We start from the raw sequence: 14,357 nt of genomic DNA, 5'->3' as shown, positions 1-14,357 counted from the left end.
TCATTGCCCCTTGTCGAGTTGTTTCCTGAGTCGGCCCATGACCAGCGCATTGAAGCCGTAGACCCGGCGATCGCCCGCCAACGCCACCAGTTCGACCGTGCGCTGCTGGCCCGGCTCGAAGCGCACCGCGGTACCGGCGGCGATGTTGAGCCGCATGCCGTAGGCGGCATTGCGCTCGAACAGCAAGGCCGGATTGGTTTCGTAGAAATGAAAATGGGACCCCACCTGTATCGGGCGGTCGCCGCTGTTGGCGACCGTCACGGTGGCCGTGGGGCGTCCGGCATTGAGTTCGATCTCGCCGGGTTCGACCAGCATTTCGCCTGGAATCATCAAGAGCTCCTGGAATCAGGGAATCGGGTTGTGCACGGTGACCAGCTTGCTGCCGTCCGGGAAGGTGGCCTCGACCTGGATGTCGGGAATCATCTCGGCGATGCCTTCCATCACGTCGGCGCGGGTCAGGATGGTGGCGCCCTCGGACATCAGTTCGGCCACCGTCTTGCCGTCGCGCGCACCTTCCATGATGGCCGCGGTGATCAGCGCCACCGCCTCGGGATAGTTGAGCTTGAGGCCACGCGCGCGGCGACGTTCGGCCAGCAATGCGGCGGTGAAGATGAGCAGCTTGTCTTTTTCTCTCGGGGTCAGATCCATGTTGGCTCCCGGCCGTCACGCGGCCATAGCGGTCTAAGATAATCGGATGGTTCAGGTGTTCCAGATGCGCGGGATGGCCGCCTCGCGCGCCAGCACCGGCGCGCGCAGCACATGCCAGGCCGCATGCAGCCATTGCCTTGCCACCAGGCTGGATTGTCCCATGTAGCGCGCCACCAGTACCTGCTTCATCAGCGTGGCGCCGCTGCGTCCTTCCAGGCCCAGTTCGCCGATGTGCTGGCGCAGCCGCGCCAGCAGCGCCTGGTCCATGCCATCGCCCACCGCCACCAGCGTGGCGCAGATGGCCTGGCCGTCCAGCGCCAGTGCACCGGACATGGCGCCCTGTTCGGCCTGCAGCCGGCCCTGCTCGAACCACACCAGCTTGCCGCCGCGGCGGATGCTGGTGCGCTGGGCCACGCTGCCGCGCCGGAACACCTCGCCCGACGCGGTACGGCCGAAGCACAGGATCTCGGCGCCGATATAGGCGGCATCGGCGGCCAGCTCGACCTCGTGCGTCATGCGCACATCGGCGGCGTCGAAGAAGATGGTTTCCTGCGGCAGCCATTCCAGCGTAGCGCCAGGCTGCGCCTGCAGCCGCACCGCCTGCTGCGACTGCCGGCCATGGGCCCGATACCACTTGCCGGCGCCCGGAGTGGTCAGCAATGCATGCGCGCCGGCACCCACCTCGGCGCTGATGTCGAGCTGGTCGCCGCCGACGATGCCACCGGGAGGATGCACGATCACGGCGTGGCACACCGAGGCATGCTCGGGGTACAGCGGCTTTTGCACGCGCAACGGGCCGAAGTGCTGGCGTCGTGTCAGGCGGGTGACTCCGCCGTCATCGGTAAAGCCCAATGCCAGGCGCGCCTGGTCCGGCGCATGGCGCGCCTCGGAGGGGGCCGCGATGATCGGTTCTGCCTGGCCGGAAATTCGTTTCATACCTTGTCATTGAGTCGATGGTGGGCGGCAGCCGCGAGTGTAGCGCAAGCGGCCGGCCCGGATGGACTACACGGCCAGGTGCCTCTTGACGTGCTCGCCATCCATCTCGGCCTGTACGCCCGAGGCCACCACTTCGCCGCGCGACATCACCACGAAGGTGTCGGCCAGCTCCCGCGCGAAGTCGAAATACTGCTCGCACAGCAAGATGCCGATATCGCCCCGTTGGCGCAGCAGGCTGATGACGCGGCCGATATCCTTGATGATCGACGGCTGGATGCCTTCGGTCGGCTCGTCCAGGATGATCAGCTTGGGTTCGGCCAGCAAGGCGCGGGCGATGGCCAGTTGTTGCTGCTGGCCGCCGGACAGGTCGCCGCCACGGCGATGCAGCATCTCCTTCAACACTGGAAACAGTTCGTAGACCTCGCCCTTGATGAGCGAGGCGCGACGGCCGGACTTGGTGGCCATGCCCATGAGCAGGTTTTCTTCCACCGTCAGGCGCGCGAAGATCTCGCGACCCTGCGGCACGTAGGCCACGCCCAGCCGTGCGCGCTGGTGCGGTTTCAAGCGGGTGATGTCCTGACCCTCGAACAGCACGTTGCCGGCCGCCACCGGCAACACACCCATGAGGCATTTCAGCAGCGTGGTCTTGCCCACGCCGTTGCGGCCCAGCAGCGACAGGCACTTGCCCTTTTCCACCGCGATCGAGACGCCACGCAAGGTATGCGCGGCGCCGTAGTACTGGTTCAGTTGATTGACTTGCAGCATATTGTTATCCGCCTTAACGTCCCAGATAGACTTCGATCACGCGCTCGTTGGATTGCACCTGCTGCATGTTGCCCTCGGCCAGCACCGACCCCTCGTGCAGCACGGTGACCTTGCCGCCCTGCGCGATTTCCTCGACGAAGCCCATGTCATGTTCCACCACCATGATCGAATGCTTGCCGCGCAGTTCGTTGAGCAATTCGGCGGTGCGCTCGGTCTCGGCGTCGGACATGCCGGCCACCGGTTCGTCGAGCAGCAGCAATTGCGGCTCCTGCATCAGCAGCATGCCGATTTCCAGCCATTGCTTCTGGCCGTGCGAGAGCAGGCCGGCGACGCGGTTTTCCTGGCCGTGCAGGCGGATCAGCCTGAGGATCTCCTCGATCTTGCCGACCTGGTGCGAATCGAGCCGGGCGAACAGCGTGGTCTTGACGCGCTTGTCCATCTTCATCGCCAGTTCCAGGTTCTCGAACACCGAGTGCTGCTCGAACACGGTCGGTCGCTGGAACTTGCGGCCGATGCCCATGTGCGCGATCTCGTATTCGGTCATGCGGGTGAGGTCGATGGTCTGGCCGAAGAAGGCCGTGCCGGCGCTGGGTCGGGTCTTGCCCGTGATCACATCCATCATGGTGGTCTTGCCGGCGCCATTGGGGCCGATGATGCAGCGCAGCTCGCCCACCGAGATGTCGAGGTTGAGATTGTTGATGGCCTTGAAGCCATCGAACGACACGGTGATGTTTTCCAGGTACAGGATGGCGCCGTGGGTGGTATCGACGCCTTCGGGCTTGATGCGCTCGTAGGAGGTGCCATGGTCGGCGTGCGGGCTATCCTGCCCGCCGCTGCCGGTCGAGAGCCGGTTGGGAACCAGTTCGCTCATGCGGTCTCCTTGGATGTCGGTGCCGCGTGCGGCTTCTTCAGTTTCTGGATCAGGCCCACGATCCCCTGCGGCATGAACAGCGTGACCAGGATGAAGATCAGGCCCAGTGCGTACAGCCACAGATCGGGGAAGGCGGCCGTAAACCAGCTCTTGAGTCCATTGACGGTGAAGGCACCGATGATCGGACCCAGCAGCGAGCCGCGCCCGCCCACTGCGGCCCAGATCACCATCTCGATCGAGTTGGCCGGCGACATCTCGGACGGGTTGATGATGCCCACCTGCGGCACGTACAGGGCACCGGCGATACCGCAGATGACAGCCGACAAGGTCCACACGAAGAGCTTGAACCACAGCGGGTTGTAGCCGATGAACATCAGGCGCGATTCCGAATCGCGCACGCCCTGCAGCACGCGGCCGAGCTTGGACGTGACGACCAGGCGGCACAGCAGCAGCGCGCCCAGCAGCAGCACCAGCGTGACCAGGTACAGCGCGGCCTTGGTGCCGGGCGCGGTGATGGTATAGCCGAGGATGCGCTTGAAATCGGTAAAGCCGTTGTTGCCGCCGAAGCCGGTGTCGTTGCGGAAGAACAGCAACATGAAGGCAAACGTCATGGCCTGCGTGATGATCGAGAAATACACGCCCTTGATGCGCGAGCGGAACGCGAAATAGCCGAACACGAACGCCAGCAGGCCCGGCACCAGCACCACCAGCAGCATGGCGAACCAGAAGTGCTCGGTCATCCACCAGTACCACGGATAGGCCTTCCAGTTCAGGAACACCATGAAGTCCGGCAGGTTGCTCTGGTAGACACCGTCGCGGCCGATGGCGCGCATCAGGTACATGCCGTGCGCATAGCCGCCCAGCGCAAAGAACACCCCGTGCCCCAGCGACAGGATGCCGGTGTAGCCCCATACCAGGTCCAGCGCCAGTGCGGCCATGGCGTAGCACATGAACTTGCCGGTCAGCGCGATGGTGTAGCTCGACACGTGCAGTGCGCTGTCGGCCGGCAACAGCAGGTTGCACATCGGCAGCAGCGCCAGCACCACGGTGCATGCCACGATGCCGGTCCAGGCCGGCCGCGAAAACAATGAAGGTCGGATAATCATTCGACGCTCCTGCCCTTGAGTGCGAAGAGGCCTTGCGGACGCTTCTGGATGAAGACGATGATGAACACCAGGATGGCGATCTTGGCCAGCACCGCGCCGGCCACCGGTTCCAGGAATTTATTGACCTCGCCCAGTCCGAAGGCGGCGATCACGGTACCGGCCAGCTGGCCCACGCCACCCAATACCACCACCATGAACGAGTCGACGATATAGCCCTGGCCGAGGTCGGGCCCGACGTTGCCCAGCTGCGACAGCGCCACTCCGCCCAGGCCGGCGATGCCGCAACCCAGGCCGAAGGTCATCATGTCGATGCGACCGGTCGATACGCCCACGCAGGACGCCATGCGACGGTTCTGGGTGACCGCCCGCACGAACAGGCCCAGGCGCGTCTTGTTGAGGATCAGCCATACCGCCAGCACCACCAACAGCGCGAAGAACACGATCACGATGCGGTTGTACGACAGCACCAGCGATCCCAGTACCGTGACCCCGCCCGACATCCAGCTCGGATTGGCCACCTCGACGTTCTGGGCGCCGAAGATCGAACGCACGCCTTGCATCAGCATCAGGCTGATGCCCCAGGTGCAGAGCAGGGTTTCCAGCGGCCGGCCATAGAGCCAGCGGATCACCAGTCGCTCCAGCGCGATACCCACGGCCGCGGCGACGATGAAGGCGGCGGGCAGCGCCACCACCAGGTATGCATCGATGGCGCCAGGGAAGAACTTGCGAAACACCAGCTGGCAGACGTAGGTGGTATAGGCGCCGATCATCAGCAGCTCGCCATGCGCCATGTTGATGATGCCCATCAGGCCGAAGGTGATGGCCAGGCCCAGCGCCGCCAGCAACAGCACGCTGCCCAGCGAGACGCCGTAGAACAGCTTGCCGGCAAAGTCGACGATGGACAGGTGCCGCTCGAGCGCGGCCAGGGTGCGCACCGCCTCGATGCGCACGCCCTCGTCGGGTTCGGCATAGGTGCCGTCGGCATTCCTGGACAGCAGTTGCTCCAGCGCCGGCTTGAGGGCTGCATTGGTGGTCTCGGCCAGGGTCTTGACGGCGGCACGGCGGGTGGCCGGATCGGCGGCGTGCAGGTTGGCCGTGGCCTGTACCTGTTGCAGGATGTCCTTGACCTGGGCATCGCTTTCCCTGGCCAGCGCTTTCTGGATCAGCGGCAGTTGTGCCGGATCGGCGCTCTTGAGCAGGTCGGTGGCCGCCGCGAGCCGTTGGTCGCGGTTCTCGGAGAGCAGCTTCAGGCCCGACAGCGCGCCGTCGACCGCGCCGCGCAGCCGGTTGTTGATGGTGATGCCTTCGGCGTCGTCCGGCGCCGGACCGGTCTTGTCGGTGGCGGGATCGAAGGCGTTGCCGGCGTCGTCGACGATGAGCACCTTGCCGTCCGGGGTGGCGTACAGCGCATCGCTGTTGAGCGCCTTGAGGACCTTGACGGCATCGCCATTGGCCAGCGCTGCGATCTGGTTGACCGCATCGATGCGGGCGTCGGGGTCGTCTCCCCCCAGGGGCTTCAACAGCGCGGGATCGATGGCGGCGGTGGCGGCAAGCGCATGCGCGCAGAGCCACGTCGCCAGCAGGACGCGCAAGAACGGGATGATTGGTTTCATGGTCGTTGCGCAGCGACGCGCATGGACCGGGCACGGTGCTGGCGCCGGAACACGGGGCGGTCGGGATGCGGCTTTCTTGTCGTGGTGGGGCTTGCTACCCGCATGCGATGCAGGCCTGGGTCGGCGCCGGGCGCGTCTTCGATATGCGGGTGCCGTGTATCGAAGACGCGCCCGGGCGCACGCCATTTACATCTTCTGCTTGCCTTCGTTACCCGGGATGTACGGGCTCCACGGTTGCGCGCGGATGGTGGTCTTGGTCTTGTTGACCACGTTGAACTGACCGTCGGCCTTGATCTCGCCGATCATCACGGGTTTGTGCAGGTGATGGTTGGTCTTGTCCATTTCCAGTTCATAGCCGGACGGTGCCTTGAACTTCTGGCCGCCCATGGCCGCGATCACCTTGTCGGTGTCGGTGGTCTTGGCCTTTTCCACGGCCTGCTTCCACATGTAGATGCCCACGTAGGTGGCTTCCATCGGGTCGTTGGTGACGACGGTGTCGGCGTTAGGCAGGTTCTTGGCCTTGGCGTAGGCCTTCCACTTCTTGATGAAGGCGGTGTTGACCGGGTTCTTCACCGATTCGAAGTAGTTCCAGGCCGCCAGGTGACCCACCAGCGGCTTGGTGTCGACGCCGCGCAATTCCTCTTCACCGACCGAGAACGCCACCACCGGCACGTCGGTCGCCTTCAGGCCGGCATTGCCCAGCTCCTTGTAGAACGGAACGTTGGAGTCGCCGTTGATGGTCGAGATCACGGCAGTCTTGCCACCGGCCGAGAACTTCTTGATGTTGGCCACGATGGTCTGGTAGTCGGAGTGACCGAACGGGGTGTAGACCTCGTCGATGTCCGAATCCTTCACGCCCTTGCTATGCAAGAACGCGCGCAGGATCTTGTTGGTGGTGCGCGGGTATACGTAGTCGGTACCCAGCAGCACGAAGCGCTTGGCACCGCCGCCTTCCTTCGACATCAGGTATTCGGTGGCGGGAATGGCTTGCTGGTTGGGCGCGGCGCCGGTGTAGAACACATTCTTTTCCAGTTCTTCACCTTCGTACTGCACCGGGTAGAACAACAGGCTGTTCAATTCCTTGAAGACCGGCAACACCGACTTGCGCGACACCGAGGTCCAGCAACCGAACACCACCGAGACCTTGTCCTGCGAGATCAGCTGGCGTGCCTTTTCGGCAAACAGCGGCCAGTTGGATGCCGGGTCGACGATTACCGGTTCCAGTTTCTTGCCGTTGACGCCACCGGCGGCGTTGATTTCTTCGATCGTCATCAATGCCACGTCCTTGAGCGAAGTCTCGGAGATGGCCATCGTGCCAGAGAGGGAGTGCAGGATGCCGACCTTGATGGTGTCGGCCGCGAAGGCCGAAGGCAACCAGGAAGAAGCGGCGAGCGCAAAGGCGCCGAGTGCAGTTGCTTTCAGTACGTTACGACGTGACATGGATGCTCCCTCGTGAAAAGTTTGGACACATTTTTTTTGACTGCCAACCGTTCATAGCAGAATGCGTGCCAATGGCAGAGCCCTGGTGCGCGCATGCATCAAAGCGGGGCGCGCCATGGACATGGGGATCTGGACATGTTGTCAATGAGCCTGTTTTTGCGCACCAAACGAGGGCTTTTTTGTCGACATGACATGCCGGCGAAAGTCCGGCTCACCAGTCTGGGGATGTCTTGCGCCCGTTCTTGGGGCGCGTCGCAAAGTCGCACTGGCCGGGGCTTGCGCCGGATTTGCGAGGGCCGGGGCGGGGCATCGAAAAATGTCGACAATGCCAGGCGACAACAATGCCGACGATGAGGCGATATCGTCAGCATCATGTCAGCATTTTCAGCGCAGGAACACCCGGTGCATCAGTTGCCGGATGGGAAATTCGATCATGCCTTGCAGCAGCCTGGGCAGCTCCAGCGGACGCATGATCATCTTGATGGTGGTCTCCGGGCGCAGGTGGCTGCGCACGGTGCGGCTCAAGTGCGAGGCGACCTCGCGCACCCGCGCCGGGTCGCCGGCCTGGGCCGGCGCATGCACGTTCATGACATGCCGAATGGCGCAGTCGGCATCTTCGCTCTTGAGCTCCAGCGTACGACGGCCCAGGGTGCCGAGCACCCTGGTGCGGCCGATGCCTTCCTGGCTGCGATAGCGACGGAAGTATTGGTAGAAATGCTTGTAGTGGTTGACCTCGTCGCTGGCGATCAACCCGGCCAGCTGCTTGAGCACCGGTTCGTCGGTGGCACGTTCGATGGCCCGATAGTAGGTGGCGGTCCCGGTCTCGACCACGCAGCGCGCAGCCAGCTCCTGGGCCCGCGTCGGTTCCAGCAGCTCGACCTTGCAATAACCGGAGTACTCCGCCAGGAAGCCATTGAAGGCACGCTCCCAGTCGAATTCGGGCCAGACATGCTGGACATAGGCGCGCAGGGCGCGGCCGTGCTGCAACTCTTCCTGTTCCCAACGGGTGCGCAGCCAGTGCTCTACCTCGGCGTCGCCACGGTAGTACTCGATCAAGTTGGTGGTGTACAGGTCCGAGCCGCTCTCGATGAACGATGCGCAGGCCACCATGTAGAACAGGTTCTCGTCGGCCCGCACGCGCTCGAGGTCGATGCGGCTGAAATCGATATCATCAATGCTCCAATGTGTTCTCTGCTGGCGCGGTGGCATCTTGGCGGTCCTTGTCGTCGGTGGCATGCCGTTATGATGCAGCCCCTCATCTTTGGTTCAGGCAAGCGACAAGGCCTGCCTGGCGGCCTGGCTAGAAGCCGTTGTAGTCGCTGCCCAGCACCACCCGGTTACGCCCCTGGTATTTCGCGTGGTACAGCGCCTGGTCGGCGATGCGCAAGACGCGCTCGGCCAGCGTATGGTCGTCCGGCTGCACGGCGGCCACGCCGATGCTGGCCGTGATATAGCCGAAGGGCGAGTCGGCATGGGGGATCTTGAGCGAGAAGATGGCGTCGCAGATGTTCTCGCCCAGCTGGATGGCGCTGCCGGCTTCGCTCTCGGCGACGATGATGACGAACTCTTCGCCGCCGTAGCGCGCCACCAGGTCGGTGGCGCGACGCGAACTGCCCTGCAGTACCCGCGCAATCACGCGCAGGCATTCGTCGCCGGCCTGGTGGCCGTAGCGGTCGTTGTATTTCTTGAAATAATCCACGTCCAGCATCAGCAGCGCCAGCGGCTTGGCCGAGCGCGCCGAGCGCCGCAACTCGTTGCCCAGGGCTTCGTCGAAGCGGCGCCGGTTGGCCACGCCGGTCAAGCCATCGGTGGCCGACAGCGCCTCCAGCTTGCGGTTGGCCCGTTCCAGTTCGCGCGTGCGCACGGCCACCTGGTCTTCCAGCTGTTCCTTGTTCTGGTGGACCTTGCTGGCCATCTGGTTGAACTTGCGCGAGAGCACGGCGATCTCGTCGGTGCCGACCTGTTCGGCGCGCATCTGCGAGTTACCCGCTTCGGTCTCCCGCATGACGGCGATGAGGCGCTTGAGCGGCTGCGAGATGCTGCGTGAAATCAGGTAGGACAGCAATAGCGACACCAAGAAGCACAGCAGGCCGATGCCCAGGATCTTGTTGCGCACCGAGCGGGTGTCGGCGTTGAGCTTGTCGCCTGGCGTGGCATTGACCACCAGCCACGAGGTATGCGGCACCCGGGCCACGGCCGCGTAATAGAGTTGCTTGTCGCGTGCGGTATAGGCGATGAAGTCGGAGTCGCGCTTCTGCGCCAGGCTGGCGGTGATGCCCTGCATCAACGCCGGGTCGGCGGCGGCGCTGCTGCCCTTGTGGCTCTGGACCACGATCTGGCCATCATCGGCGTCGACGATGAACATGTTCGAATCGTAGCCCAGGTCGATGCCTTCGAAGACATGGAAGAAATGACTGGGCTGCACCCCCACCAGCAGCAGCCCGGCGCTGCGATTGTTGCCGGTGAGCCGGATCTCGCGCAGCATGGCCAGGCTCTTCTGGCCGTGGCCGGCGTTGTACAGCGTCCACCGGGGCCGTCCGCCCAGGTCCGGGGTCTCCTCGGCCAGGCGCGAAATGCTGCTGGCCAGCGGCGGGAAGATCTGCGGATCGATTACCTGGCGGGTGCGGTCGAGCACATATTTCTGGCTCACATGGGGCATGGCTCCATAGCTGTCGAGCAGCATCCTGGCCATGCCGCTGCGGGCCGCCGCGCTGGCCACCCGGTCCGCGCCGTAGTAGTCGGTGAGCAGCGATTGCATGCGTTCGGACAGCACCAGTTCCTCGCTGTCTTCCTCGATCCGCTCCATGCGCAGCAGCAGGTTCTGCGATACCTGCTGCACCACCTGTACCGAATAGACCTGGAGTTTTTCCTGGGTGGCGCGGCTGGTTTCGCGATAGGCGATCAGTCCCGAGATCAGCAACGGCAGCAGCGACAACAGGATGAAAGAGTTGATCAGGCGATATCTGATCTCGATTCGCCGCAGGAAATCCATCGATAGAAAGTCCAGCCTCTTGCGCATGCCGCCCCTTGATTGGAACCCTTGGTGCAGCGGGTTCTATTTGTTGTCGGATCGTGCCTGTTCGCTGATCGAATCATGCAACAGGTGTGCTGCATCGGCCGGCGCCATCTTGCCGAACAGCACTGCCTGCAGCAGCCCATGCAAGCGCTCGATGGTATTGGTCGGCAGATAGGAGTAGTAAAGCCCGGGCCCCGTTCCCTGTTGCGCTAACCGTTCCACCAGCGCAAACAAGGCGCGGTCGCCGGCCACCTCCTCGCCCAGCTTGCGCAGCGGCGGGATGTTCTGCCGCTTGCTCTGCCAGATCGGCATGCCCCGGCCGTACAGGTAATCGATGAACTGCCGTGCGGCCTGGCGCGACTGCTCGCTGCCGCGCTGGGCGATCGCAAAACCGGTCTCGCTGCCGATCACCGGCACCGGTGCCTGTCCGCGGTCGTTCCAGGGCGGCGCGAACACGCCCACCCGCTGGTTGCGGGCGCGCATCAGGCTACCGGCGGCCCAGCTGCCCTGGAAGGTCATGGCCGCGCGGCCATCGGCGAACAGGCGCAGGGTATCGTCGTAGCCGGCCTGCATGAAGTCCGGCTGCAGCAGGTCGTGGTCGACCAGTTGTCGTAGCCGGGCGAAGATGCCGGCGCCGGCCGGGCTGTCGAGGGGCAAGGTGCCGTTGGCAATACGCGCGCGCCAGTCCGGGATGCCGGCCACGATGTTGTTGGCAAAGCCGTGGCTGAAGGGGCCGTTGGCCAGCATGTTGGGAAACCCGCCCGACAGCGCCAGCGGCGTCAGGCCCGCTTGCTTGAGTGCCAGGCCGGTGGCGATGAAGGCATCGAAGTCGGTTGGCAGGGCGCCGATGCCGGCCCGTTCGAACAGGTCGATGTTGTAGTAGATCAAGGTGGTGGCGATCCCGGTCGGGATGCCGAAATGACGATGATCGGGTGAGATCCAGTCCGCCTGCAGGGCTTCGGGCAGGTTGCCCCAGGCGGCACATTGCCCCATGTCGGACAGCAATCCCTGGTCGGCCAGGGTGGCGCCATACGGATTGGGATTGACCGAGACGATGTCGGGCAGGCTGTTGGTGGCGGCCTTGGGCTTGAGGTTTTCCTCGACCGAATTGCCGATCATGAACTGCAGCGCTACCTGGATCTGCGGGTGCTCGCGCGAAAAGGCATCGGCCACCCGCTGCATCTCTTCGGCCCAGTCCGGGGCCCAGATGAGCGCAGTCAAGACCGTCGCGCCAGTGCCCGGCGTGGTGCCGGCGGCCGTTTCATCCGGCTGGCCGCGCTCGCATCCAGACAACCAGGCGGTGCCGGCCGCGGCCAGGCCCAATGCCAGCAGGCGGCGCCGCCGGCCATCGCATCGCCGTGCCGTGGCGACATGCTCGGCGGCAATGGGTGTCTTTCTCGCGGTTGGCGAAGTCATGCAATCTTCCCCTGCGGCAATATGCTTTTTATCGTGGCTTCTTCCGAGCTGTACCTGCGCCGGCGCGCCAATGCTGCAGATGCGCCAGCGGCCAGAGCTATTTCCGCTTCCCGGCGTGCATGCTCCTGACGCCTGGGAACTGTTGGTGAGTGTGCCAGCTTTTGGATCGCAGTGCATCACCGAAGTGGCCGACGGTGCAAGTCCGGTGCCGGGCGGCAACCGGAACGAAAAGCCTGCTCGGTCTATAATGCCGGCCTACCCTTCACTGCGGCTTCCCATCGGCGCGCTGCCAGCATGCCGACCATGGTGAGCCGTCTACGGTTTTCCTCATGCAAACAGACAACAAGCTCGCAACGGGCAAATTTCCTCCATGGCTGGCGGTGCTGGCCGGCTTGACCGCCATGGGCGCGCTGGCCATCGACATGTACCTGCCCAGTTTCACGGCCATCGCGCAAGACCTGGGCGTGGGCACCAACCTGGTCCAGCTGACGCTGGCCACCTTCCTGGTCGGCCTGGCGCTGGGCCAGATGTTCTATGGCCCGCTGTCGGACCGGTTCGGGCGCAAGCCGCCGCTGTTCTTCGGCATTACCCTGTATTTCGCCTGCTCGTTGCTGTGCGTGTTTGCCCAGAACATCGAGACCCTGATCGTGCTGCGGTTCTTCCAGGGCCTGGGCGGCAGCGCCGGCATGGTGATCCCGCGCGCGATGGTGCGCGACCGCATGGGGGCCGAGGGCTCGGCCAAGGCGTTCTCGATGCTGATGCTGGTGTTCGGCCTGGCCCCGATCCTGGCCCCCTTCATCGGCGGCATCATGCTGGTGGTGGCCAGCTGGCGCGGCATCTTCGTGGTGCTGACCATCTTCGCCCTGTTGTGCCTGGTGGGCACGCGCAAGTACCTCACCGAGACCGTCGACGTGACCCAGGCCGAGCGCCTGCACCTGGGGCGCACCCTGCGCCAGTACTGGGGCCTGCTGCGGCATCGCCAGTTCATGTCCTATGTGCTGTGCGGCGGGCTGGTGCAGGCCGGCATGTTCGCCTATATCTCGGGCGGCCCGTTCGTGATCATCGAGCTGCACGGCATCAAGCCGCAGTATTTCGGGTTTGTCTTCGCGTCCAATGCCATCGGCCTCATCGCCGCCTCGCAGATCAATGCGCGCCTGGTGGTCAAGCGCTCGGCCGAGCGCGTGCTGGGCAAGATCCTGTGGCTGCCGGCCGGCCTGTCGCTGGTGGTGGCGCTGGCCGTGGCGGCCGGCTTCGAAAGCCTGCCGCTGCTGCTGGTGGGTTTCTTCGGCTTCCTGACCGCCTACGGTTTCACCGGCCCCAACGCCACCGCCATCGCCCTCAAGCACCAGGGGCGCCAGGCCGGTACCGCCGCCGCCCTGATGGGCACGCTGCAGTTCGGCATGGGGGTGATGTCGGGTGTGGTCATGAGCTTCTGGCATGACGGCACGGCGCTGCCGCTGGTGACCGTGATGGCGGTCTGCGGCGTGGCCGCTTTCGTGCTGTATCACCTGGTGGCCAAGCATGCGCCGGCCATGCCGCCCACGGCCGGCTAGGTCGATACCTCGTCGGGCGGCACCCGGCTCGCCCATCCTGTTGCTGCTGGTTCCGGCGGCGTGCGCCCACTTGGCGCACGCCGCACTTTCTTGGCGCTGACCGGCGTCGGTGCCGTCTCTTTCTTCCCGTCATCGCCCCCCCGCATCCGCGCCGCATTTCACTGGATGGAACGATTGTCCGTGGCACGCTAATTGCTGAACTCCCATCGGCGGTCTGACCAGTCAGGCCAATAACGGGGATCGACGCATGAGCATGCCCAACATCGCTGCACAGACGCTACAGCGCCAGATCCTGTGCGGCACCTACACGCCGGGCGAGATGCTGCCCAGCCAGCGCGAGCTGTCCGAGTCGATGGGCATCAGCCGCGCATCCCTGCGCGAGGCACTGTCGATGCTCGAAGCTTTGGGCTTCATCCGTTCCGTGCCGGGCAAGGGGACGCTGGTGGCCGAGCGCCAGCCTGGGCGCCTGGTGCGGCCGCCGTCGGCGAGCCAGACCGACGCCCACGGCAATGCCTTGCCCCTGGCCGCCATCTACCAGCTGCGCTATGTGCTCGAGCCGGCTGCCGCCGCGCTGGCGGCGCGCCATATCACGGCCCTGGCCACGCCTCGCCTGTGGGGACTGCAGGCACGCTTCGAGGATGCCCTCGACAACCTCGACCTGGTCAGCGCAGCCCACGCCGATTTCGAATTCCATCAACTGGTCGCCGAATTGTCCGGCAACCCCGGCCTGTTGCAGGTGGTGCGCCAGTTCGAAAGCCCCATCAGCCATAGCCTGCAAGTGCCGTTTGCCGACCCGCAGCGTATCCGGCCACCTGCCGTGGAGCATCGCGCCATCGCCGCGGCGATCTCGGCGGGCGACATCGATGGCGCCCGTACCAGCATGCAGCAGCATCTGCTCAACGCGGCCGCGCGTGCCGACACCGGTTTCGATCCACCCTGACATGCGTTTTTCGCCGTTCGTTTCATCTGTCGTCGTTTCCACCGTCATCCCAA

General features: G+C 64.6%; 13 protein-coding genes. 2 read left to right on the top strand and 11 right to left on the bottom strand.

Features of this window, described 5'->3' with window-relative positions:
• The 11 genes from PMI40_RS21970 to PMI40_RS21920 all read right to left on the bottom strand — a co-directional run bounded on the left by PMI40_RS21970 (nt 1) and on the right by PMI40_RS21920 (nt 11,811).
• Entirely contained in the window at nt 1–330 is a 330-nt protein-coding gene (locus PMI40_RS21970; RefSeq protein WP_008120045.1) for an urease subunit beta, read from the bottom strand.
• Nucleotides 331–345: 15 nt separating this feature from the next.
• Nucleotides 346–648: an urease subunit gamma gene (locus tag PMI40_RS21965; protein ID WP_008120043.1), complete on the bottom strand. Its 303-nt coding sequence runs from the start codon at nt 646–648 to the stop codon at nt 346–348.
• Nucleotides 649–699: 51 nt separating this feature from the next.
• Nucleotides 700–1,584, bottom strand: a complete 885-nt coding sequence (locus PMI40_RS21960; RefSeq protein ID WP_008120042.1) for an urease accessory protein UreD — start codon at nt 1,582–1,584, stop codon at nt 700–702.
• Between the two features lie 66 nt (nt 1,585–1,650).
• A complete protein-coding gene (gene urtE / locus PMI40_RS21955; protein ID WP_008120039.1) occupies nt 1,651–2,349 on the bottom strand; it encodes an urea ABC transporter ATP-binding subunit UrtE in 699 nt (232 codons plus the stop codon).
• Nucleotides 2,350–2,362: 13 nt separating this feature from the next.
• A complete protein-coding gene (gene urtD, locus PMI40_RS21950; protein ID WP_008120037.1) occupies nt 2,363–3,220 on the bottom strand; it encodes an urea ABC transporter ATP-binding protein UrtD in 858 nt (285 codons plus the stop codon).
• Complete coding sequence (gene urtC / locus PMI40_RS21945; RefSeq protein ID WP_008120035.1) at nt 3,217–4,326, bottom strand: urea ABC transporter permease subunit UrtC; 1,110 nt, start codon at nt 4,324–4,326, stop codon at nt 3,217–3,219. The genes urtD and urtC overlap by 4 nt, the downstream gene beginning before the upstream one ends.
• The gene (gene urtB, locus PMI40_RS21940; protein WP_008120033.1) at nt 4,323–5,939 is read right to left on the bottom strand and encodes an urea ABC transporter permease subunit UrtB; all 1,617 of its coding nucleotides are present in this window, start codon (nt 5,937–5,939) and stop codon (nt 4,323–4,325) included. Before urtB ends, urtC begins: the two co-directional genes overlap by 4 nt.
• Before the next feature lie 186 nt (nt 5,940–6,125).
• A complete protein-coding gene (gene urtA / locus PMI40_RS21935) occupies nt 6,126–7,379 on the bottom strand; it encodes an urea ABC transporter substrate-binding protein (protein WP_008120030.1) in 1,254 nt (417 codons plus the stop codon).
• Between the two features lie 384 nt (nt 7,380–7,763).
• Nucleotides 7,764–8,588, bottom strand: coding sequence for a ferritin-like domain-containing protein (locus PMI40_RS21930; RefSeq protein WP_008120028.1), 825 nt, complete (start codon nt 8,586–8,588; stop codon nt 7,764–7,766).
• Nucleotides 8,589–8,679: 91 nt separating this feature from the next.
• Complete coding sequence (locus PMI40_RS21925; RefSeq protein WP_008120026.1) at nt 8,680–10,398, bottom strand: sensor domain-containing diguanylate cyclase; 1,719 nt, start codon at nt 10,396–10,398, stop codon at nt 8,680–8,682.
• Between the two features lie 36 nt (nt 10,399–10,434).
• On the bottom strand, nt 10,435–11,811 hold the full coding sequence (locus tag PMI40_RS21920) for an ABC transporter substrate-binding protein (protein ID WP_008120024.1): 1,377 nt from the start codon (nt 11,809–11,811) through the stop codon (nt 10,435–10,437).
• 329 nt (nt 11,812–12,140) lie between these two features.
• Here PMI40_RS21920 and PMI40_RS21915 point away from each other — a divergent pair, with 329 nt between their 5' ends.
• Nucleotides 12,141–13,364 (top strand): Bcr/CflA family multidrug efflux MFS transporter, encoded by a 1,224-nt coding sequence (locus PMI40_RS21915; RefSeq protein ID WP_008120023.1) that lies wholly within the window; start codon nt 12,141–12,143, stop codon nt 13,362–13,364.
• A 247-nt stretch (nt 13,365–13,611) separates the two neighbouring features.
• Nucleotides 13,612–14,304 carry a FadR/GntR family transcriptional regulator gene (locus PMI40_RS21910; RefSeq protein WP_008120021.1) on the top strand — a complete coding sequence of 231 codons (693 nt, stop codon included), beginning with the start codon at nt 13,612–13,614 and terminating at the stop codon, nt 14,302–14,304.
• Nucleotides 14,305–14,357: the final 53 nt, after the last annotated feature.

The sequence above is a fragment of the Herbaspirillum sp. YR522 genome, assembly GCF_000282575.1.
In the GTDB taxonomy this organism is placed as follows: domain Bacteria; phylum Pseudomonadota; class Gammaproteobacteria; order Burkholderiales; family Burkholderiaceae_D; genus Herbaspirillum.
The sequence above is the reverse complement of the archived record's forward strand: the minus strand, read 5'-3'. Positions and strand labels throughout refer to the sequence as shown.

What these genes read in the sequence shown, in the direction of transcription:
- PMI40_RS21965 (WP_008120043.1), bottom strand. Translation starts at nt 648, where the DNA reads ATGGATCTGACCCCGAGAGAAAAAGACAAGCTGCTCATCTTCACCGCC.
- urtD (WP_008120037.1), bottom strand. Translation starts at nt 3,220, where the DNA reads ATGAGCGAACTGGTTCCCAACCGGCTCTCGACCGGCAGCGGCGGGCAG.
- PMI40_RS21960 (WP_008120042.1), bottom strand. Translation starts at nt 1,584, where the DNA reads ATGAAACGAATTTCCGGCCAGGCAGAACCGATCATCGCGGCCCCCTCC.
- PMI40_RS21910 (WP_008120021.1), top strand. Translation starts at nt 13,612, where the DNA reads ATGAGCATGCCCAACATCGCTGCACAGACGCTACAGCGCCAGATCCTG.
- PMI40_RS21920 (WP_008120024.1), bottom strand. Translation starts at nt 11,811, where the DNA reads ATGACTTCGCCAACCGCGAGAAAGACACCCATTGCCGCCGAGCATGTC.
- PMI40_RS21930 (WP_008120028.1), bottom strand. Translation starts at nt 8,588, where the DNA reads ATGCCACCGCGCCAGCAGAGAACACATTGGAGCATTGATGATATCGAT.
- PMI40_RS21970 (WP_008120045.1), bottom strand. Translation starts at nt 330, where the DNA reads ATGATTCCAGGCGAAATGCTGGTCGAACCCGGCGAGATCGAACTCAAT.
- urtA (WP_008120030.1), bottom strand. Translation starts at nt 7,379, where the DNA reads ATGTCACGTCGTAACGTACTGAAAGCAACTGCACTCGGCGCCTTTGCG.
- PMI40_RS21925 (WP_008120026.1), bottom strand. Translation starts at nt 10,398, where the DNA reads ATGCGCAAGAGGCTGGACTTTCTATCGATGGATTTCCTGCGGCGAATC.
- urtC (WP_008120035.1), bottom strand. Translation starts at nt 4,326, where the DNA reads ATGATTATCCGACCTTCATTGTTTTCGCGGCCGGCCTGGACCGGCATC.
- urtB (WP_008120033.1), bottom strand. Translation starts at nt 5,939, where the DNA reads ATGAAACCAATCATCCCGTTCTTGCGCGTCCTGCTGGCGACGTGGCTC.
- PMI40_RS21915 (WP_008120023.1), top strand. Translation starts at nt 12,141, where the DNA reads ATGCAAACAGACAACAAGCTCGCAACGGGCAAATTTCCTCCATGGCTG.
- urtE (WP_008120039.1), bottom strand. Translation starts at nt 2,349, where the DNA reads ATGCTGCAAGTCAATCAACTGAACCAGTACTACGGCGCCGCGCATACC.